The organism is Gammaproteobacteria bacterium, assembly GCA_009845905.1.
Lineage (GTDB): Bacteria > Pseudomonadota > Gammaproteobacteria > Steroidobacterales > Foliamicaceae > Foliamicus.
In genome coordinates this window covers 147349-166900 of record VXYS01000010.1, presented here as the reverse complement: position 1 = coordinate 166900, position 19552 = coordinate 147349, and the positions used below count along the sequence as shown (strand labels likewise).

The 19552-nt window shown below is 63.2% G+C and carries 17 protein-coding genes; 8 read left to right on the top strand and 9 right to left on the bottom strand.

What is annotated here, in order from left to right; genetic code table 11:
- The first annotated feature begins 14 nt into the window (after positions 1–14).
- Both F4036_11490 and F4036_11485 read left to right on the top strand, forming a co-directional pair.
- Positions 15–260: an acyl carrier protein gene (locus F4036_11490; protein MYK38363.1), complete on the top strand. Its 246-nt coding sequence runs from the start codon at positions 15–17 to the stop codon at positions 258–260.
- A 4-nt stretch (positions 261–264) separates the two neighbouring features.
- The gene (locus F4036_11485; GenBank protein ID MYK38362.1) at positions 265–1269 is read left to right on the top strand and encodes an alpha/beta hydrolase; all 1005 of its coding nucleotides are present in this window, start codon (positions 265–267) and stop codon (positions 1267–1269) included.
- Here F4036_11485 and F4036_11480 read toward each other — a convergent pair.
- The gene (locus tag F4036_11480; GenBank protein ID MYK38361.1) at positions 1258–2154 is read right to left on the bottom strand and encodes a 4'-phosphopantetheinyl transferase superfamily protein; all 897 of its coding nucleotides are present in this window, start codon (positions 2152–2154) and stop codon (positions 1258–1260) included. The genes F4036_11485 and F4036_11480 overlap by 12 nt on opposite strands.
- Between F4036_11480 and F4036_11475 the strand changes: the two genes are divergently transcribed.
- Both F4036_11475 and F4036_11470 read left to right on the top strand, forming a co-directional pair.
- Positions 2023–3021 (top strand): ester cyclase, encoded by a 999-nt coding sequence (locus F4036_11475; GenBank protein ID MYK38360.1) that lies wholly within the window; start codon positions 2023–2025, stop codon positions 3019–3021. The genes F4036_11480 and F4036_11475 overlap by 132 nt on opposite strands.
- Positions 3022–4059, top strand: a complete 1038-nt coding sequence (locus tag F4036_11470) for an ester cyclase (protein ID MYK38359.1) — start codon at positions 3022–3024, stop codon at positions 4057–4059. It begins immediately after the preceding gene.
- Here F4036_11470 and F4036_11465 read toward each other — a convergent pair.
- Together F4036_11465 and F4036_11460 are read right to left on the bottom strand one after the other, a co-directional pair.
- Positions 4044–5654, bottom strand: coding sequence for a sodium/solute symporter (locus F4036_11465; GenBank protein ID MYK38358.1), 1611 nt, complete (start codon positions 5652–5654; stop codon positions 4044–4046). The two genes, F4036_11470 and F4036_11465, sit on opposite strands and share 16 nt — an antisense overlap.
- Before the next feature lie 71 nt (positions 5655–5725).
- Positions 5726–8182, bottom strand: a complete 2457-nt coding sequence (locus tag F4036_11460; GenBank protein MYK38357.1) for a TonB-dependent receptor — start codon at positions 8180–8182, stop codon at positions 5726–5728.
- On the opposite strand from F4036_11460, the gene F4036_11455 reads away from it, so the two are divergent.
- Positions 8181–9341: an ester cyclase gene (locus F4036_11455; GenBank protein MYK38356.1), complete on the top strand. Its 1161-nt coding sequence runs from the start codon at positions 8181–8183 to the stop codon at positions 9339–9341. The genes F4036_11460 and F4036_11455 overlap by 2 nt on opposite strands.
- Positions 9342–9404: 63 nt before the next feature.
- Here F4036_11455 and F4036_11450 read toward each other — a convergent pair whose 3' ends face one another.
- Complete coding sequence (locus F4036_11450; GenBank protein ID MYK38355.1) at positions 9405–9824, bottom strand: hypothetical protein; 420 nt, start codon at positions 9822–9824, stop codon at positions 9405–9407.
- A gap of 154 nt (positions 9825–9978) precedes the next feature.
- Between F4036_11450 and hisD the strand changes: the two genes are divergently transcribed.
- Positions 9979–11253, top strand: a complete 1275-nt coding sequence (gene hisD / locus F4036_11445; protein ID MYK38354.1) for a histidinol dehydrogenase — start codon at positions 9979–9981, stop codon at positions 11251–11253.
- A 22-nt stretch (positions 11254–11275) separates the two neighbouring features.
- Positions 11276–12418: a cobalamin-independent methionine synthase II family protein gene (locus tag F4036_11440; GenBank protein ID MYK38353.1), complete on the top strand. Its 1143-nt coding sequence runs from the start codon at positions 11276–11278 to the stop codon at positions 12416–12418.
- Between the two features lie 72 nt (positions 12419–12490).
- On the opposite strand, the gene F4036_11435 is transcribed toward F4036_11440, so the two are convergent.
- The 3 genes from F4036_11435 to F4036_11425 all read right to left on the bottom strand — a co-directional run bounded on the left by F4036_11435 (position 12491) and on the right by F4036_11425 (position 17004).
- Complete coding sequence (locus tag F4036_11435) at positions 12491–13456, bottom strand: zinc-binding dehydrogenase (protein ID MYK38352.1); 966 nt, start codon at positions 13454–13456, stop codon at positions 12491–12493.
- Between the two features lie 37 nt (positions 13457–13493).
- The gene (locus tag F4036_11430; GenBank protein MYK38351.1) at positions 13494–14321 is read right to left on the bottom strand and encodes an alpha/beta fold hydrolase; all 828 of its coding nucleotides are present in this window, start codon (positions 14319–14321) and stop codon (positions 13494–13496) included.
- Positions 14322–14436: 115 nt separating this feature from the next.
- Positions 14437–17004, bottom strand: coding sequence for a TonB-dependent receptor (locus tag F4036_11425; protein ID MYK38350.1), 2568 nt, complete (start codon positions 17002–17004; stop codon positions 14437–14439).
- Here F4036_11425 and F4036_11420 point away from each other — a divergent pair.
- Positions 16750–17424, top strand: coding sequence for a hypothetical protein (locus F4036_11420; protein MYK38349.1), 675 nt, complete (start codon positions 16750–16752; stop codon positions 17422–17424). The two genes, F4036_11425 and F4036_11420, sit on opposite strands and share 255 nt — an antisense overlap.
- Here F4036_11420 and F4036_11415 read toward each other — a convergent pair.
- Together F4036_11415 and F4036_11410 are read right to left on the bottom strand one after the other, a co-directional pair.
- The gene (locus F4036_11415) at positions 17185–18156 is read right to left on the bottom strand and encodes an ester cyclase (GenBank protein ID MYK38348.1); all 972 of its coding nucleotides are present in this window, start codon (positions 18154–18156) and stop codon (positions 17185–17187) included. The two genes, F4036_11420 and F4036_11415, sit on opposite strands and share 240 nt — an antisense overlap.
- A 29-nt stretch (positions 18157–18185) precedes the next feature.
- Entirely contained in the window at positions 18186–19550 is a 1365-nt protein-coding gene (locus F4036_11410; GenBank protein ID MYK38347.1) for a DUF1501 domain-containing protein, read from the bottom strand.
- Positions 19551–19552 lie beyond the last annotated feature (2 nt).

Genomic DNA, 19552 nt, shown 5'->3' with positions numbered 1-19552 from the left:
GGGGACCTATCACCATGGCTTCAACTGCGGAAAGAATCAGGGCGCTCGTAGACGACAACATCGAGGTGGACGGCAAGGCGCTGGATATTCCGGCCGACATGAATTTCAGCCTCGCCGCCGCGGGCGTGTCGTCCATGGACCTGGTTGCGCTGGGCAAGCTGATTGCCAGCGAATTCGACATCACCTTTACGCTGGACGACTGCGCCGCCCTCGACAACCTCACCAAGGTTGTTGCATTCGTAGACAGCAAGGCTGCGTAGCTGACTGGAGAAAGACCGGCAGGACCAGACGTATTTCTTCCGGTCTGCCGACAACACGCGCGGAGCCGGCGCGGCCTTGCCTGAGCAAGCCGACGGACTGAAGCGCCTGTACAAGTCGCGCTGGGCGCTGCCCAGGCCGCATTCCACCCACAACGTACGTGTGGACGATGACACGGTCATCGTCCTCAGGCGGCATGGCAATCCGGATGGCGCCCGGCTCATACTGACTCACGGCAACGGCCTGGCGATCGACCTCTACTATCCCTTCTGGTCGCTGCTCACCGATGAGTTCGATGTCGTCGTCCATGACCTGAGGAACCACGGCTGGAATGAGGTCAGCGCGCCGGAAAGGCACAACATGCCCACGCTGGCCGACGATCACGACTGCATTCTGGAGGCGGTCAATTCGACCTTCGGAGAGAAACCGGCGGTAGGTATCTTCCATTCCCTGGCGGCGCTGGCGGCGCTGCTGTCGCCCGCCAAGGGCCGGGACTACGCGGGCCTGGTGCTTTTCGATCCGCCGCTTTGCAAGGCCGGCCGCAGCTACTTCGACTTCGATGCCGCGGCGACGCAGAACGCCGCCCAGGTCCGCCGGCGCACCGAGCACTTCCCAACGCTGCGCGAGTTTGTCGAGTTGTTGGCGATCGTTCCTCTCTACCGGCTGGCGCTGCCCGGCGTCCACAGGCTGCTGGCCGACACGACGCTGCGCCGGCGTACCGACGGCGATGGCTACGAACTGCGCTGTCCGCGCGAGTATGAAGCGCAGATCGTCGAATATGCCTCGGTCTTTGCGGTGACCATCAATTTCGAATCATTCCATTGTCCGATCAAGGTGATCGGCGCGGACCCCACACTGCCGTACTCGTACCTGCCGAGTATGGATTTAAGCCACATCATGAGCGTGGACTACGACTTCATTCCGGACGCCACCCATTTCCTGCAGGTCGAAAAGCCCGAGGAGTGCGTGGCCTCGATGCGCGGCTTCCTCAGCGATATTTCATTCGCCTGAAATTTCGTGCGCGATGGCTGCGGCGAATTCCGGAGTGCCGAGATTCTCCAGCCGCCAGCGCACTCGGGGCAGGTGCGGAAAGCGAAACTCGCACAGCCTCGTTCCGTTGCACATCTCCGCAGGGATCTCGAATGCGGATATGTGCAGCTGAAAGCCGGTCCCCAGCGCCTTGACCAGCGCCTCCTTCATCGTCCACAGGCGAAAGAAGAGCTGACGCCTGCGGTTCGCGCCGGCGCCGGCCAGCCGCGCCTGTTCCGCCGGGGTGAACGTCTCGCCGATGAGCACGTCCAGGTTGCGGCGAGCGCTGCGCGGTTCCACGTCCACGCCCAGCCGGCCCTGCCCGGCCAGTGCAATCAGCCCATGTCGACCGCTGTGACTGACGCTGAAACTGATGGCGGCCGGCTGCCCGCGCACGACCGCCGACGGCTTCCCATGCTCCCCTTCCTCGAACGTCAATTCCTCGTTGGCGCAAGCCAGCCGTTGGCAAAGAATCACCCGAAGCGCGCCTCTGCACAGGGCAAATTCGCGCTGCGGCGCTTCAGCGCGGAAGCCGCTCCAGCGTGCCTGCTCCTGTTCATTCAGCAATTGGAACGTCTGCCGCTCCCACTCGGGCCGAGGCGAGAGATCAACGTGTACGACATCGGCGTTCCCGGCCGTTCGAAAGGAACGCCACCAGCGATTACTCAATATAATCGGCCCCGCCAAATCTAGTGTCGTACCCTGCGTAAACGACTGAATTCTACTGGAGCACGCATGAACGAGATCGCGAACGCCAAGGCCCTGGTGCTGGGCTATTTCGACGATTTCGAGAACGCCGGCGCGGACGGTATCGAGCGCGCTATTGTTCGCCATGCCGCGGAGGACCTGCGATTTCGCGGCGTGCATCCCTTCAACGAGATTCAGGGTGCGGGCGGGATCGCCGAAAAGGTCTGGCGTCCCTTGCGGGAAGCGTTTCCCCGCATGCAGCGGCGCCAGGAGATCTTCATGGCCGCTCCCAACTGGATCGACGGGACCCTGTGGGTATCCAGCATGGGGAAGTTCTTCGGATTGTTCGACAACGACTGGCTGGGCATTCCCTCGACCGGTAAGATTGCGATGCTTCCCTACTGCGAGTTCTTTCGTATCGAAGGCGGCAGGATCGCCGAAACCGCGCTGTTCTGCGACATCGTGAGCGTGATGCAGCAAGCGGGTCTGAATCCACTGCCGATCCAGACAGGCTCCGGCATTCTTCACCCGCCGCCGCGCACCCAGGATGGCCTGCTTTTCGATTCCCAGGATGAAGCGGAATCAAAAAAGACCCTGGAGCTGATCCTGCGCATGTGCGACGACCTGGTCGTCAAGGATGGATGGCAGTCTCCCAACTCCTCGCTGGCAAACACCTGGCACGACGACATGATCTGGTTCGGACCGGCCGGCATCGGTTCGACCTACACGATCGAGCGCTACCAGGTACAGCACCAGGGACCGTTCCGTGCGGGCCTCGACGACATCGTGTTTAACGGCCACGTGCTGGAGCACGCCGAGGGCTGCTACGGCGGCTGGTTTGGCTGGGCGAACCTGAGCATGAAACAGGGCGAGGGGTTCATGGGCCTTCCTGCTTCCGAACGGCCGACCGAGATGCGGGTCGTCGATATGTACCGGCGCGAGGGCAACAAGCTCGCTGAGAACTGGGTCTTCATCGACATGCTCCACTATCTCCTGCCGCTGGGTGTGGACCTGCTGGAGCGCTGCCGCTCCATCACCCGCACCTGAATGCGCATCGCCACCGAAACCACGCTGCGCAACAAGCGGCGTTACGCCGGGCTTGTCGCCGACTATGCGGACTGCGATCCCGCCCGCATTCGTTCCGCCCTGCAGGAGTTCCTGGATCCCGACGCGGCGGTGAACGTCGTCCACCCGATCAACCGCGTGGCCGGCGCGCAACAGTTTCTCGAGCAGGTTATGGAACCGCTGCTGCATTCCTTCCGGCACCTGCATCGGCGCAGCGACATGCTGTTCGGCGGCGAACACCATGGCGCCGAGTGGGTGGTCAGCCATGGCCACTACATGGGCGAATTCGTCAACGACTGGATGGGGATTCCAGCGAATGGCCAGCCCGTCTGGCTGCATTATGCGGATTTCCACCGGATGGAGGCGGACCGTTCGGTCGAGTGCTATCTCTATATCGACATGCTCGATTTCCTGCGGCAGTTGGGAAGATGGCCCCTTCCGCCCAGCGTCGGGCATGAGGGTTTCATTCCGGGGCCCGCTACGGGCGATGGAATGCTGCTGTCCGCGCAGGACCCGGAACAGTCACGCCTGAGCCTCAAGACGGTCGAGGACATGCTCGCCGAACTCTGGACCGAAGAAGAGGGCTGGAGACCGTACTGGCACCGCAACATGTGCTGGTACGGCCCTTCCGGCTATGGCAGCTACTTCGGTCTGGAGGGCTTCTGCCGGTTTCAGCAACCCTATGAAGGAATCTTCGAGCCCGGCCGGTTTTCCAGCGCCTTCCGCAAGTCCGGCGATGCGCGACTCGATGGGCGCGTCAAGGGGCATTACACCCGTTTCGCCGATGGCGCATACGTGGCCTGCGGCGGCTGGCCTTCGCACGGCGGATTCATGGTCCGCCCCTGGCTGGGCGTCGAAGGCAAGGGGCAGATGTTCACCGTGCGCCTGTGCGACTTCTGGCGCAGGAGCGGAAATAAGCTGGTCGAGAACTGGGTCCTTATCGACCTCGTCGACATGCTCCTGCAACTCGACTTCGACGTCTTCCGCGAGGCCGGCATCGAGCTTCAGATCAGGTCGTAGAAGACCGCCAGCGCAACGACGCAAAGGACGAAATAGACCAGCAGGTACCAGCTCGAACGGTCGATCTTTCCGGGGATCACGTACCAGCCGTCGCGCTTCTCGGGCAGCCCCTTGCGGGCGAATTCCTCCCTCTGCCCCTGCACCGTCCACAGCGAGTATTGCTTCTGGCGCCCATCGAGCACGAAGCTGGCCGCAAGCGACACGCCGATGCTCACCACGCCTCCGAGGACCGCATACCAGGGCCATGCCACGTCCATGAACGTCTCGACGTACCACAGTGCGACAAAACCGGCCGCGACGCCGGCAAGCACGCCTCTCTGGGTCGTGTGCTTGGAATAGAAGCCCAGGCCGAACATCGCAAGCTTGGACCCCACCAGGAAAACGCCCACCTTGCTGAGTATTTCCAGCACCGAGGTGTTCGCCCTCTGCGCAACGATGATGGCGGGCACGACCGTCAGGACTCCCCACATCAGCGTGAACCAGCGCGAGGCACGCAGATAGTGTTGGGGCGAGCGTCCTTTCGTGAAGAACTTCTCATAGAAATCCAGCGTCGTGACCGTCGCCATCGAGTTGAGGCTGGAATCCAGGCTCGACATGGCCGCGGCCACGATGGCCGCCGTGATCACGCCCATGAGCCCCGGAAGACCGATCGTGGCCACGAAATCCAGCACGATCCGGTTGTCGTTGTCGAAGTCCTTTCCGCCGTAGTAGCTGTAGAGCAGTATCCCGATCAGGAAGAACACGACATACACCAGAAACGCCGCGTAGCCCATGAAGGCATAGGCCTTCTTCGCGTCGCCCAGCGTTTTGGCCGCAAGCGTGCGCTGAATCATCATCTGGTTCACGCCGTAGACCACGACGTGATAGACCGACATCGCGATCACGCCGGTCCAGACCGTGGCGACCACGGATGGATCGAAGCTGTATTCGAACGGATTGGCCCGGCCGATTTCCTTGAGACCCTGCAGCGAGCCCAGGAACCCGGCCGGCAGGTCGGCAATCAGAACGACCGCAACGATCGCCGCGCCGATGAACAGGATGGCGCTCTGGATCAGGTCGGTCCAGATCACCGCGGAGATGCCACCCAGCATCGTGTAGGTGACGGCGACTACGGCAATGATCAGGATGGCGTTGACGACGTCCATGCCGGTGATGAGCTGCAGCACCAGCGCCGTCGTGTAGAGCATGATTCCGGAATAGGCGATATTCCCGAACAGGAACACGGCCGACATCAGCGTACGCGACGCGAGGCCGAAGCGTCGCTCCAGGTAGTCGAAGATCGATGCGACCCCGGTGTTGTAGAAGAACGGCAGAAACAGCGCGTTGACGATGAAGATGACGATCGGGTAGTTGATGTGGATGAAGATGACCGCGAATCCGTCCTTGTACGACCAGGCCGGTCCGCCCAGGAACGTGATCGCGCCGAAATAGGTCGCGACCACGGACACGCCGATCACCCACCAGGGCGTCGTGCGCTGTCCCAGGTAGTAGTGCTGCGCGGTCCGGACGCGCTTGCTCAGGAAGTAGCCGAGAACCAGCGTGCCCGCCAGGTAGGCGACGACGATCGTCCAGTTCAGCGCCCCGAAGTCGGTCATGCCTTATCCGCCAGAAAAAAGGCCGGGCTCCGCCATCGCAGAACCCGGCCTTTCCGCAAGAATGATTAGGTTCAGTAGCGGTAGCCTACCGTCAGCCCCCACATGCGCGGGTTGGCGTAGTCCGTTACCGCAACGTCGCCGCCGAAACGCGTGGCTTTCAGCAGGGTGACCTCGTCCTCCAGGTTGGTCACCCAGAAGCGCGCGGTCCAGTCCTGGTTGACCGACGCCCAGGTGACGCTCAGGTCCGTCTTGGTATAGGCGTCCTGGTTGCCGTAGGACCAGTTGGAGTCGTCCACCCGGTAATCCGACGAATAGTAGACAGTGATCGACGGAGTCAGCGTGCCCGAACCGCCCAGGTCCACCAGGTAACTGCCGAGCAGCGTCGCCGTGAAGTCGGGTTGGTTCTGTACCTGAAGCCCGTCCAGCTGGAACTGATCGTCGATCCCGCTGATCGTTATTCCACCCTCCTGGAACACGTTGGGCAGTACGAAATCGCCGTATTCGGCCTGCTGCATGTTGAGCCGGGCGCCCAGTTGCAGTTGATCGTTGACGGCCCAGTCCAGCTCGACTTCCAACCCGATCGAGTCAATCTCACCCGCGTTGTCCGTGAAGGCCAGCGTGGTTACGCCGGTATCGACGAAACGCGTCGCCAGAAGATCCTCGAACTGGTTCACGTAGAAAGCCGCGTTCAGCCGTACGCTTCCATCGGCCAGCAACGACTTGGAGCCAAGCTCGAAGGCGGTGACCGTCTGTTCGTCGTAGGAGTTGGTGCCCTGGAACGCGCCCTGCTGGTTGCCCGCCAGGAACCCCGTCGATACGGTGGCGTAGAGCATCGTGTCTTCACCCACGTCAAGCTCCCCGCCGACCTTCCAGGTCACCTCGCTCCAGTCGCCCTCGCCGTCCGGTACTTCAAGCACCGTAAACGAATAGGTCGAGCGGTTGTTGGGGTCCTGCCCGTAAATCTGCCAGTCGCGCTCATCACTGGTGTAGCGCACGCCGGCCAGAACCCTTGCCGTATCGGTGACGGCGTACGAAGCCTGTCCGTATCCCGCGGTCGACGATGTATCCACGCGTATCTGGTTGGTCCAGGTCGCATGCGCATTGATGTCCGCCGGTACGACGGGCGTGTTGTCCACGTTCGAGGCAAAGTCTTCCCACAAGAAGGCGTTGGTCAGGTCTTCCTGCAGCAGGAACACCCCCACAACCCACTCCAGAGGCCCGTCGGAATTCGAGGTCAATTGAAATTCCTGCATCGTGGTTTCGGACGTGATGTCGTTGCCGCAGGCGTTTCCGTTGTACGCGGACATATCGCAGTCGGCCCAGCGGAATTCCTCGTAATCCATGTAGGCGACCGTAACCTTGAGATCGGCGAAATCGAGCGACCAGTTCAGGTCGCCCGCCACGGTCAGGTCCGACAGGTCCCGCTCGGGCGCGGTGTTCTGCTCGATCGCGTAGGGGTTGCCGGTTACCTGCTGCGCCGTATCCGGTCCCGGTGTCGCAGCGAAGTCGAATCCCGCTCCGCCGCGTCCGCAGGTGCCGGCGCACTCGTCCGAACGTCCGATGCGAGGCCTCATGGTGCCCGTAACGCCATTGGTCAGGCCCGTGCTCAGATTGACCGGAATGCCTTCAACGTAGTAGCCGAAGTGGCCGTTGCCGTTGGAGTCGTCCTGCCAGCTCTCCACCCGAAGCGTGAGGTCCAGGGTGTCGCTGGGCGCGAACAGCAACTGGCCGCGGAAGTAGGTCATGTCCGCATCTTTCAGGCCGCCGTCGTCCCCGATGGTCAGGTTCTCGACGTACGGATCGCGGGTCTCGGTCTTCAGCGCAAACCGGACGGCGGACGTATCGCTCAGCGGAGCGTTGAAGAAGCCATCGAAACCGGCCAGCGCATAGTCGCCGCCGGACACCGCGAAGCCATAGTCGGTAGCGGAGGGATCGGGCTTGTTGCTGATGACGTGAATGAGGCCGCCGAACGAATTACGCCCGAACAGCGTGCCCTGCGGACCGCGCAGCACTTCGACCCGGTCCACGTCCACAAACCCGGCCAGGGCCTGACCGTGGCGCGGCCGGTAGAGGCCGTCGGTGTAGAACGAGATCGCAACGTCGTTGGCTTCCACCTGCTGGGTCCGCGCGCCGCGCAATGCGGGTCGCGGATCGGCGCCGGACATCCCGAGCTGCAGGCCGGGCGCCAGGATTTCGAGACGGAAAGCGTCAGTAATTCCCAACGCCTTGATTTCGTCGCCGGACACGGCGGTAACGGCCACCGAAACGTCCTGCAGACTCTGGTCGCGCTTCTGCGCGGTCACCACGATTTCTTCCAGTGCGCTCTGCGCCTGTGCGCCGCCTGCAGCTCCAAAAGCCACGAGCACGGCAAGCGGCATCGCGGCACGAATCAACGTGCCCTTGAGATTCATAAGCTGTCCCCTGAGATTCCCAAATAAATGAAAGCGCGTACTATACCTAGCAGCTTGCATAAAGCAAAATAACTGCCGGTATTCGGGACAACTGTATCCAGGAGAGGGGACCAGCATGACGAAGGACGTGGAAAGCGGCCTGCCGCAACTTACCCGGGCGCATATGCCGGCCGACTATTCCGTTTCGCTGGCGCAATACACCCGGGGCGGTACCGACCGGTTTCTCGCCGAAGGCCGCGACGACATGCCGGCCCAGTCCATGCGCGGTTTCGAGGACCAGTACCGCAACATCATCGACTACATAGTCCGCATCACCCACCGGATCTGGGAAGAAAAGGACATCGGCTACATCTACGACACCTACGCGCATAACAGCCGGGTGTACGACGACTACGGGCTGCAGTACGGGCGCGACAAGATCGTGGCCGACACCACCCACACCATCAACGCCTTCCCGAACATCCGCCTGGTGGCCGACGAGATCATCTGGGCCGGCGACGAGGATGTCGGGTTCTACACTTCGCATCGCACGATCATCCAGGGCGACAACACCGGCTACAGCCGCTACGGCCCGCCCACCGGAAAGCGGGTATCGCTCTGGTGCATCGCCAACTGCGTGTCGCGCGAGAACGAGATTTTCCTGGAGCACGTGCTCTACAACACCTCGGCGATGCTGCGCCAGATGGGCCTCGATCTTGCCGACGTGGCGCGGCAGATGGCCGAAACGGGAGGTGCCGCGCTGCCCGACGACTACACCGCGGGCGAGCCGGCCCGCCAGCGAGGCCAGGCCAAGCCCGCCTGGCCCCCGGTTCCCGAATCCTCGGGGGAGCTGGACGTGGAAGACTTCATCAGGAGCCTCTACCAGTGCGTCTGGAACCGCCGGATGCTCGGCACGCTGCAGGGCCGTTACGCCGACAACCTGGTATTCAACGGCCCCACCGATCGCGCCTTCAGCGGCCTCGGGCCGTACCAGGCCTTCGTGCTGTCACTGCTCGCGCAGTTCCCCGACCTGGCCTTGGACGTGGACGAGGTCTACTGGATGGGCAATCCCGACGAGGGCTACCTGGTGTCCACCCGCTGGAACGCGTACGGCGCGCACCGCGGCAACGGCGTGTTCGGTCCGCCCACGGGACGCGAGGCGCGGATACGCGGCATCACCCAGCATCGCATCGAGGAAGGGCGCATCACCGAGGAATGGATGCTCTTCAACGAGCTCGACGTCATGATGCAACTCCTCGGCGCCCGCTCAGAGGAATCTCCCGAAAGCGCTGACTAGAGAACGACAGGATGTCCTGAATCGCCGGCAGTTGATCGCGCGAAAGCCGGCGTTGCAGTAAGGTCAAGCCCAGCCGAGTTCCTTCAAGGCCCAGGGGGCATTCCATATTTTTGTCATCCCGGATACCTTGCCGGTTTCGTCCAGGCTGATGACGTAAACGTAATGAGAGCGGGTTGATTTCCGAGTGGCGGGTACCGGCCCGCCCTCGCCAACATGCGTGCCATGAAAGGTGGCAAAAAACATCGCGGTACGGGTGCTCTCATCGTAAGACGAAGCCTTCAGGTCGTAGCTGCAGCCTTCCAGTGGCCCGCGTCCCAACCCTGCCATCCACTCACAGTAATCCTCTACGGTGGTGACATCGACCAGAGGTTCACTTTGCGCGGCAAATTGCGCATTGTCGGCAACGTATTGACGACATCCTTCCCAGCCTTCCAGGCTCTCGCAGGCATGGAAGAATTTTGTTGCAGTTTCAAAGGGGTTCATGGCGTTATCCTGTAGAAAAGGTTTGGCGGAACACTACTGAGCTGAAGTCCATATAGCGAATTTCTACCTGAAGGTCAGTTGAGTCTTATGCCCATGACATACTTTATATGAGAGCATACTTTTCGGCCTGGAATCCGTCGAGGGATGGAATGAGATGATTCGATATTTGAAGAAAGGAATTGCCGCCGGACAGCAGAATGAGCGCGATGCGCGCATCCAGTCGGCGGTCGAGCGCATATTGAGCGACATCACGGAGAACGGCGACGAGGCCGTTCGCCGGTATTCGCAGCAGTTTGACGGCTGGTCGCCGGACTCGTTCCGCCTTAGCCGCGAAGAGATCGACGACTGCCGCAAGCGACTGGACCCGCGGGACATCGCCGACATCCGCTTCGCCCAGGATCAGATCCGCAACTTTGCACGGTTTCAGCTTGAAGCGCTGAACGACGTGGAAGTCGAAACGCGCCCCGGCGTCGTGCTGGGGCACCGCAACATCCCTGTAAGCAGCGTCGGCTGCTATGTGCCCGGCGGCAAGTATCCGCTGGTGGCCTCCGCGCACATGAGCGTGGTCACGGCCAGGGTGGCCGGAGTGGAGCGCGTGATCGCCGCCTCCCCGCCGTTTGAGGGCGCCCCGAACCCGGCGGTCGTGACGGCGCTGGACCTGGCCGGCGCCGACGAAATCTATTGCCTGGGCGGGGTCCAGGCGATCGGCGCGATGGCGCTGGGCACCGGCACGATTTCGTCCGTGGACATGATCGTCGGGCCAGGCAACGCCTTCGTAGCCGAGGCCAAGCGGCAGCTTTTCGGACGGGTGGGCATTGACCTGCTGGCCGGTCCCACCGAAACGCTGGTCATCGCTGACGAATCGGTGGACGGCGAACTGTGCGCGGCGGACCTGCTCGGCCAGGCCGAGCACGGCCCCGACTCCCCGGCCATCCTGCTCACCAACTCCGAGGACCTGGCGCAAGCCACGATGGCCGAGGTGGAGCGGCAGCTTACCGTTCTGCCAACGGCGGCGATTGCCGGGCAGGCCTGGCGGGACTATGGCCAGGTCATCGTCTGCGACGACTACGACGAAATGCTGGAGAAAGCCGACGAGATCGGCTCCGAACACGTCCAGGTCATGACCCGCGATCCGCAGTATTTCCTCGACAACATGCGCAACTACGGGGCGCTGTTCCTGGGTCCGGAAACCAATGTGTCGTACGGCGACAAGGTGATCGGCACCAACCACACGCTGCCGACCCGTCAGGCATCGCGCTATACCGGCGGCCTGTGGGTGGGCAAGTTCATCAAGACCTGCACCTACCAGCGCATCACCGAAGAAGCGTCGGTGGAGATCGGCGAATACTGCTCGCGGCTCTGCGCGCTGGAGGGCTTTGCCGGACACAAGGAACAGGCCGACATCCGGCTGCGCCGCTACGCCGGCTGAATAACCAACACAGGACCGCATCATGCTGCACTCCACCGACCGGATTCTCACTACTCACGTCGGCAGCCTTCCCCGTTCGGAAGCCGTAACGGACATGGTGTTTGCCGAGGAGAAGGGCGAGCGGATGGAGCCGGAGGCGCGGCATGCGCTGCTGGCCGACGCTGTGGATGCGGTCGTGGCGAAACAATGCGAGGCCGGCGTGGACGTGGTCAGCGACGGCGAAATGAGCAAGATCAGCTACGCCACCTACATCAAGGACCGCATCACGGGATTCGAAGGCGACAGCCCGCGGCGGGCGCCGGCCGATCTCGAGGAGTATCCGGGTTTCCTGCAGCGCCAGGCCGCCAGCGGCGGCACGCCCACCTATCGCAGGCCCCAGTGCGTCGGCGAAATCCGGGTAAAGGACACGGCTCCGCTGGAGGAGGACCTGGCGAACTTTCGCGCGGCGGTGGATCGGCACAAGCCCACGGAAGCCTTCATGAACTCGGCGTCGCCGGGAGTGATCGCCCTGTTTCAGCCGAACCAGCACTATCCGGATCACGAGTCGTATCTCTATGCGCTGGCCGATGCCATGCGCCCGGAGTACGAAGCGATCGTCGCGGCCGGATTCCTGCTGCAACTGGATTCGCCGGACCTGGGACTGGGCAGGCACATGATGTTCAAGGGACAGCCGGACGACGAGTACCGGCGTCAGGCGGAACTGCACGTCGAGGCGCTGAACCACGCATTGCGAAACGTCCCCGCGGACCGGGTGCGTTTGCATGTCTGCTGGGGGAACTACGAGGGACCCCATATCCACGACGCGCCTATGGAGATGGTGCTGCCCATCGCGCTGAGGGCCAGGCCCCAGGCGTTGCTGTTCGAGTCCTCCAATCCCCGTCACGCGCACGAGTGGACCGTTTTTGCCGAAGCGCAACTGCCCGACGACAAGATCCTGGTTCCGGGAGTCCTCGACTCCACCACCAACTTCGTCGAGCATCCGCGGCTGGTGGCCGAACGCATCTGCCGCTTTGCCGATATCGTCGGACGCGAGCGGGTGGTCGCCGGCACGGACTGCGGGTTCTCGACCTTCGCCGGTTTCGGCGCCGTCGATCCGGACATCACCTACGCCAAGCTGGCCGCCATGGCCGAGGGTGCCGCAATCGCCAGCAAGCGCCTCTGGTAACCCCGGGAGCGAGGACGTCCCGTCCTCGGCGAAGGCGGGACGCCTTCGCTCCCAGGGAACCACTCGCGGCCCCTAGACCGTCAGGATGATCTTGCCGAAGTGGTTGCGCTCGTCCACGAGCTGATGCGCTCTCACAACCTCCGATAGCGGAAGGACGGTGCCGACGGGCGCCTTGAAGGTGCCGTCGGCGAACAGGGGCAGGGCCACATCGCGGAAGCGGGGCATGGTGTGGGTCATGAAGCGCTCGCTCGTCGAAATGCTCATGCTCATCAGCGACAGGTTGCGAACGCCGATGTTCAGGTTGAAGCAAACCTGGCGTCCCCCGGTGCTTCCGTACATCACGATCTTCCCGTCCATTCCCATGCACGCGATCAGCGATTCGGCGGTTTCCTCGCCGATGGTCATGAGTCCAATGTCGATTCCGCGCCCATCCGTATCGCGTTCCACGAGCGCCGGCACGTCGTCCCGCTTGTAGTTGTAGGTGGCGTCGCAGCCCCACTCGCGGGCGATTTCCAGCTTCGGGTCGCGGCTGGCGGTTCCGGCCACCCAGCAATCGCGCCACTTCGCGATCTGGAGTGCGGCGCTGCCCACGCCGGACGCGACCGCTTCGATCAGGATCCGCTGGCCTTGCCCGAAGCCGGCCACCGCATCCAGCGCATGCCAGGCGGTCAGCCAGCTCACCGGGATCGCGGCGCCCTCGATGAACGAAACCGCGTCGGGAAGCGGCATCAGGTGATCGGCGTCGAAAAGGACCGCCTCGGCATGCGAGCCGCGGGCCCGTCCGAAAACGCGATCGCCGGGCTTGAACTCGCCGACGTCATCGCCGCATTCCGCTACCACACCGGCGCATTCCATGCCCATCACGAAGGGCAGCTCCTGTCCCGAGTACGTACCGGCGCGCATGCGGGTTTCGGCGAAGTTGACACCGGAGGCCCTTACCTCAACGAGCACCTGGCGCGGACTAGGCTCCAGTGGCCCCAGTTCGCGCCACTGCATGACCTCCGTGCCGCCGAATTGCTCGACCAGGAAACCCTGCATGGCAGCTAGCGAGGAACGCGGGACGCGTTAACGGGGATCAGGGCGCCGGCTTATCCAGCCACAGCCGCATTTCGCGCGCGAACTGTTTCCAGGCCAGTTCCAGAATGTTCACCTGGACCTCGGGAATCTCGACGAAATGTGCCTGCGGCAGCAACTCGGCATGCGCCCGCCGGGTCTCTTCGAGCAGAGGTTCATGCGTCTGCAGGATCGCGACCGGGTGAACGAGCTGCGGCAGACGTTCTGCCAGCGGATAGTTCCAGACGGCGTCGTAGGCATACCAATGCTTGTCCAGCGGACGGATTGCCTCCGCGAAGACCCGCGCCGCACGTTCCAGCGGCACGTCCTTCGACCGGTCGGCCACGAGTACCTGCCAGCGGTCCTTGATCCAGGCGCCGTCCTCGGTCAGCTTCTGGTCGCGGGGGAGCGACTCGAGAATTTCCCTGCGCGTTTCCGGCGACCGGTAGGGAACGCCGCTCATCACGATGCGGCGCACCAGGTCCGGACGCGTCAGCGCCAGCTCGGTGGCGATCAATACCCCCGTGTGCAGGCCGAACACGTCGACCGCGCCCTTGCCACCGGCGCCAAAGCCAAGGCCGTCCAGCGCGTCGGCCATCGCGCCGGCGAAGTCCGCCATGGTGGGCACGTCGGGCGGGCCGTCGGAATAGCCATAGCCCGGAGTATCGAAGGCCAGCGACTCCCGGTCGCGGCCCATTTCCCTGAGCAGCATGTCGTACTCGAACGCCGACTTGTGGTTCTGGTGAAAGAACGCCAGCGGCGTCCTGCCGCTCCCGGTAGCCGGCCAGGCCCGGTGATAGTGAATCTGCCCGAAACGGCAGTCCACGTAGCCGCGCTGATAGTTCGACATCGCTGACTATCCCATCCGGGGAAATGCCGGCCCGGCGAGCGCCGGTCGGCGTTTTCCGCCGGTCACGAAAGAAAAGCTCCGGCCGGCGGACCGGCCGGAGCTTTTTCGAATGATGCTAGAAGTCGTAAACGACCCTCAGGCCGATGGTGCGCTTCTCGGCGGGGGTGACCGCCACGCCCTGGCTGAACAGGAAGGCGAACAGGAAGGTGCCGGAGAAATCGGACCAGCGGGCGCCTGCGAGGTAGTTGTCGTCGTCGAGCAGGTTCTTGACGTAACCCTCGATGCGAAGGTCGTCCCTTTCAAACCCGCCGCGCAGATTGAAACGCCAGAAGTCGCCCATCGTGGAGAAGTTGGCTTCCTCGTTGTAGGCCTCGCCGAAGTACTCGCCGTCCACGCGCACGTAGTAGTCCCAGTTGCCGCTCGCGAAGCTGTCGGTCCAGGTACCGGAGACGGCGCCCTGCCATTCCGGATAACGCGCCGGACGGCTGCCGGAGCAGTCGCGGGGGCCGAAAGTATTACCCGGTGTAATGGGCGGCTTGAACGGCGAGAAGCCGCAGGTGAGCGTGCCGTATTCGCCGTCGGCGTAGTTCAGCATGAACGTGCCGGAGAAGTTCTCTCCCAGCGAGAAGCCGCCTTCCAGTTCCAGGCCCTCGAGTTCCGCGTCACCGGCGTTGAGCTGGAGATTGAGCGTGCGCTGGACGCCCAGTTCGTTGGTCAATGTGACGCCCTGGCGGGTCTTGAGGTTGGTCCAGTCGATCATGTAGAAGACCGCCGAGAAGTAGAAGTTCTCGAACTCCTGCTTGAAGCCGACTTCCATGTTCTCAAGCTCCTCTTCCTCGTTGAACAACGAAAGCCCCGGGATGACCGACCTGACCTGCTCCCTGTCCGCTTCGCTCAGGGAGCCGAAGTCCGTGTTGAAGAAGCCGGGCAGCGTGCCTTCGGAATACGTCACCCAGCTGGTTCCCCGGTCGCCGACATCGTAGGAAAGCGTGACCCGCGGCAGGAAACTGTTGAATGATTCCTCGTTGTAGGTCGCGTTCACGACACCGCCGCCCGGATTGGGCACGCCCGCGTTACTCGGGCTTGACAGGGAAATGTCGTCCGATTGGTAGCGCCACTCCACGTCCAGCGTCAAGTCGTCATTGAAGTCGTAGGCAAAGGAACCGAATATTCCGGTCGTGTCGTTGCCCTCTGTGGGCGGAATGGCGTTCATGAAGAAGTGCGGACCCGGGAGCGTTGCCGGCTCGGGCAGGGGCGTTCCGTCGGGCTCAGCCACCACTCGCTGGGTCACGCCGCCGTCGGAACCCCAGATCGTGTTACCTCCGTTGCCCACGGTGACGTTATCCGCTGTGAAGAAATTCGCGCCGATCGAATAGCGCAGCCTGCGGTCCTGCGGCGAACTCAGGTTCAGTTCCACCGTCAGGTCATCGGCAACGACCGGATCCTGCGACAGGAAATTCTGTGCGGCCGTAAGGTCGAAATCACGTACCCAGCCGGCCCGCATCGTGCTCCATCCGACCACGGAATCCAGGCTGTGTCCGTCCAGCATGCCGCTGTCGAAGTCATAGTTGACCAGCAACGCAGCGCGTTGCTGGTAGCGGGTCAGACCGGACGTGGACCTGAGCGGCGCGCCGGGCAACTTGGGCCGGCAGATGCCGTCACGCGGATCGCAAATCACGTTGCTGCGGAAGGCGGCCTGGTCGACGGCGCTGATCGCCGTGTTCGGAGCGATGAAGGAATCCACGTCAACCTTCGGAAGCGCGCCGCAGAAGTAATCGGACGGCGTGTCGGAGCCATCGCCCCCTGAAGTAATGCCGTCGCTGTAGCAGTTGGGCCCGGCATTGGCCGGGACGCCGGCCCCGCCGAAGCGGGCCGAGAAGGCCGTTCCCAGCAACATGCCGGCGGCCGGGCCGTCGTCGTCGTGGGACCACAGGTAGCGGAACTTGACCGATAAATTCTCGGTGGGCGTCCAGTTGAGTACGGCCTGTATGGTTTGCGTGCTCTCCTCGCCCAGGGCGCCGCCATCGGCATTGGACTTGTACTGACCGTCGGTTCCGTACAGTCGCGCCGAAACGCGGTAGGTCAGTTTGTCCTCCATCAGCGGCCCTTCGTGCGAAAGTGTCACGTCGCGCCCGCCCCACTCCGAAACGTCGGCGATGACGCGGCCTGCGTATTCATTGCCCGGTGTCCTGGTCACGTAGTTGACCGCCCCGGCGAATGTGGACCGGCCGAAGGTGGCCGACTGGGGCCCCTTGATGACTTCGACGCGCTCGATATTGGAAAAGTCGATGCTCGTAACGCCATCGGAAATGTAAACGCCGTCCAGGAACACCGTGCCCACCTGCTGTGAAGGGGGATTGGCGTTGCTGTTCATCCCGCGAAAACGCACCCTGCTGCTGAAGCGGCCCGGAATCTGGCCGCCCTGCTTATGGAAGTGCAGACCGGCGGTCTGGAACGAAAGGTCCTGCAGGGTGGTGAACCCGCCGCGGATCAATTGCTCGGCCGAAAAGGCGGTTATCGCTATCGGAATGTCCGCCAGCGCCTCTTCGCGTTTCCGCGCCGTGACGACGATCTCTTCCAGTGCGGATGCCTCCTGCGCGCCGGCCTGCGGAGCCGTGCCCCAGGCAACGGCGCCCACGGCCACGGCCAAGGCAATCGAAAATGTCCGATGAAGTCGGTGCATGTTTTTCCTCCCAATCAGGATCTAGCAGCTGCCGAATACCTGCCTATCCGTCCCCTTGGCATCCGCCACCGAACACTCGCAGGATTCGTAAGAACGGAGAATAGTAGCAAATGCAGGCTCGTGCAACCGCTTGTTTGCGCACGCCCTGGCTCCTCAGGGTGGTCTCGGCGCAATACGACGCTAGGGGGTTTTTCCGTGACGCAGGATCTGTTCCATCAGCGCCAGGCGGTCGAATACCGTCCATTCGCGCGCCACGCGCCCGCCGGTCAGCCACCAGTGGCTGATGCCCATGAGGAACAGCGGTGCGCGCGTCGCCGGCAGTCCCTCGAACTCCTGCGAGTGCTCCAGGGCCGCCGTCCAGCGCGCGGCGAGCGTCCAACCGCCGCCGCGGGCCTGCAGCCCCGCATGATCGACGCTTAGCCGGAGCACGTTCAGGCTCTCCCGCAAGGCAGCGTAGTGACTGAAGATGTCGCTCGCTCCGGCCACTTCCCGGTCGGAATCGCTCAATACGGCGTAGGGTGCGTAGGCGGCTTCGCAAAACTCCGACGGGTTCTGCCAGAGGCCGAGCAGAATCTCGCGGGCGAAGCCGAGCGGATCCTGCCGCGGATCCGGCGGCGAACCTGCGCCGGAGGGGGGCGGGGGAGTGTCCAGAACGCACCTGTGTTCGTCGGCAAGCCATCGCGAGTGTTCTTCCGGATGACGGCGGGCGGTTTCGCGTTGCGCGACCTCCTGCGGATCCAGGCCCAGTTGCCGTACCAGGCTCAGGTTGTCCCGCACCAGCCATTCTTTCTCGATCAATCCGTTCCTGACCACGCAGTCGGCAATTACGTGGGTCGTGACTTTCTTGCCGGTGGCCGGGCCGTAGGCGTTGTCTCCCCTGCTGGTCATCGGGCTGCGGATGCGGTGCGACGATAGCCACGCGCCGCCTTCCAGCGGGCTGCATACGACATCCTCGCCGATCACCAGCCGGTCGGGGAAGGCGGCCTGCATCGCGCGCGTGTTCTCGGTGACCGCCGCCGCACCCTGCATGATCCCGCCGAGGGCGTGGATGCGCGCTTCCGGCCCGTAGTAGCGCATCACCAGGTCCGGGTTGCGGTCTTCCCAGATTTCGCGCGTTATGCGCAGGATGTAATCGACAATTTCTTCGGACATGGCGGGCTCCCTCCCCGGGCCCGGCGCGGTCACGTCATCATACCCAGCGGAGCCTCGCCGGACCCGGGCGAATGGAACTCCCTGATGTTAGGGAGAACCAGGTCGAGGTCACCGGGCGAAACGCCGTACCAGAGCGCGAGGTCCGCGAAATATTCGTCGGTGCTGGTGGTCGGGAAATACACGCCCCGTCCCGTATCCATGGGGCTGTTCTCCGCCAGAGTGGGGTAAACACCATACATTTTTCCGCCGTTGACGGCTCCGCCCATGATCAGGTGATGACCGCCCCAGCCATGGTCGGAACCCTTGCCGTTGGAGGTGAGCGTGCGACCGAAATCGGAAACCGTAAAGGTGGTCACGTTATCGAGAACGCCGAGTTCGAGCAACGCATCGTGGAACGACTTCAGGCCCTTGCTCACGACAGGCAGCATCCCGGCCTGGTTTTCCAGGACCTCGTCGTGGTGGTCCCAGCCACCGAATACGGCATAGAAAGTCTGCCTGTTGGCCCCGAACGCGTCGCGCGCCCCGATCACCCTGGCGATCTGCCTGAGCGCTTGCGAGAAATAGTCCTCCGCGAATTCCGTCTCTATTGAAGGCGACTGCTGTATGGCGTCGACGAACGTACCCTGGTTTTCGATTGCCCGGCGCATTCGGCGGGCGTACTCGCTCCGGATCAGGTTGTCGTGATCCGGCGCGAACAGGTCGTCGATCCTGTCGCGGATATACGGATTGTTGTCGTATCCGAATACGCCGGGTGCTCCGTCGTCATGGCCGCTGATGCTGTAGGGCACCGCGACCGATCCGCTCTGCAGGACGTTGGTGCCGCCAAGCGAAATGTTCCGGGCGATGCCGTTCGCGAGGTTCGGCCCCTGAATGTCCGCAGTGCGCCCGAGCCACCCGTCACTGGTGCTGCGGCTGTTCGATACGCCGGTCTGCCACTGCCTCTGCTGGTCGGAATGCGAATACAGGCCCAGGGGCACGCGCGCCACGCCGTTTTCCAGCGCCACCGGGTCGATCGGCTCCAGCAGCGTGCCGACGTTATTGAGGATCGCGAGGTCGCCGGTCAGGTACAGGTCATGGACCTCGGACATCCCCGGGTGGAGCCCGTAGGTTCGGCCCAGCGGGTCGGGCGGCAGCGGCAGAAGGCTGCCGTGGTCGAGCGCCAGATCGGACCTGAGTTTCCGGTAGACGGCGTATTGCTCCGAGTCGTACGGGACCAGCATGTTGTAGCTGTCGTTGCCGCCGCCGAGCATGATGCAGACCAGCGCCCGGTATCCGCCGTCATCCGCCGATGCGATCTGACGCGCCTGCGCCAGCGAGAGCAGGGTCGTTCCGATCGTGGCGCCCGCAACGCCAAGGCCGCAACTGTGGGTGACGAATTTCCGGCGGGTGAGCATGG

What these genes read in the sequence shown, in the direction of transcription:
- F4036_11440 (MYK38353.1), top strand. Translation starts at nt 11,276, where the DNA reads ATGCTGCACTCCACCGACCGGATTCTCACTACTCACGTCGGCAGCCTT.
- F4036_11410 (MYK38347.1), bottom strand. Translation starts at nt 19,550, where the DNA reads ATGCTCACCCGCCGGAAATTCGTCACCCACAGTTGCGGCCTTGGCGTT.
- F4036_11475 (MYK38360.1), top strand. Translation starts at nt 2,023, where the DNA reads ATGAACGAGATCGCGAACGCCAAGGCCCTGGTGCTGGGCTATTTCGAC.
- F4036_11450 (MYK38355.1), bottom strand. Translation starts at nt 9,824, where the DNA reads ATGAACCCCTTTGAAACTGCAACAAAATTCTTCCATGCCTGCGAGAGC.
- F4036_11460 (MYK38357.1), bottom strand. Translation starts at nt 8,182, where the DNA reads ATGCTGGTCCCCTCTCCTGGATACAGTTGTCCCGAATACCGGCAGTTA.
- F4036_11425 (MYK38350.1), bottom strand. Translation starts at nt 17,004, where the DNA reads ATGCACCGACTTCATCGGACATTTTCGATTGCCTTGGCCGTGGCCGTG.
- F4036_11420 (MYK38349.1), top strand. Translation starts at nt 16,750, where the DNA reads ATGGAAGTGCAGACCGGCGGTCTGGAACGAAAGGTCCTGCAGGGTGGT.
- F4036_11465 (MYK38358.1), bottom strand. Translation starts at nt 5,654, where the DNA reads ATGACCGACTTCGGGGCGCTGAACTGGACGATCGTCGTCGCCTACCTG.
- hisD (MYK38354.1), top strand. Translation starts at nt 9,979, where the DNA reads ATGATTCGATATTTGAAGAAAGGAATTGCCGCCGGACAGCAGAATGAG.
- F4036_11480 (MYK38361.1), bottom strand. Translation starts at nt 2,154, where the DNA reads ATGCACGCCGCGAAATCGCAGGTCCTCCGCGGCATGGCGAACAATAGC.
- F4036_11415 (MYK38348.1), bottom strand. Translation starts at nt 18,156, where the DNA reads ATGTCCGAAGAAATTGTCGATTACATCCTGCGCATAACGCGCGAAATC.
- F4036_11455 (MYK38356.1), top strand. Translation starts at nt 8,181, where the DNA reads ATGACGAAGGACGTGGAAAGCGGCCTGCCGCAACTTACCCGGGCGCAT.
- F4036_11430 (MYK38351.1), bottom strand. Translation starts at nt 14,321, where the DNA reads ATGTCGAACTATCAGCGCGGCTACGTGGACTGCCGTTTCGGGCAGATT.
- F4036_11490 (MYK38363.1), top strand. Translation starts at nt 15, where the DNA reads ATGGCTTCAACTGCGGAAAGAATCAGGGCGCTCGTAGACGACAACATC.
- F4036_11470 (MYK38359.1), top strand. Translation starts at nt 3,022, where the DNA reads ATGCGCATCGCCACCGAAACCACGCTGCGCAACAAGCGGCGTTACGCC.
- F4036_11435 (MYK38352.1), bottom strand. Translation starts at nt 13,456, where the DNA reads ATGCAGGGTTTCCTGGTCGAGCAATTCGGCGGCACGGAGGTCATGCAG.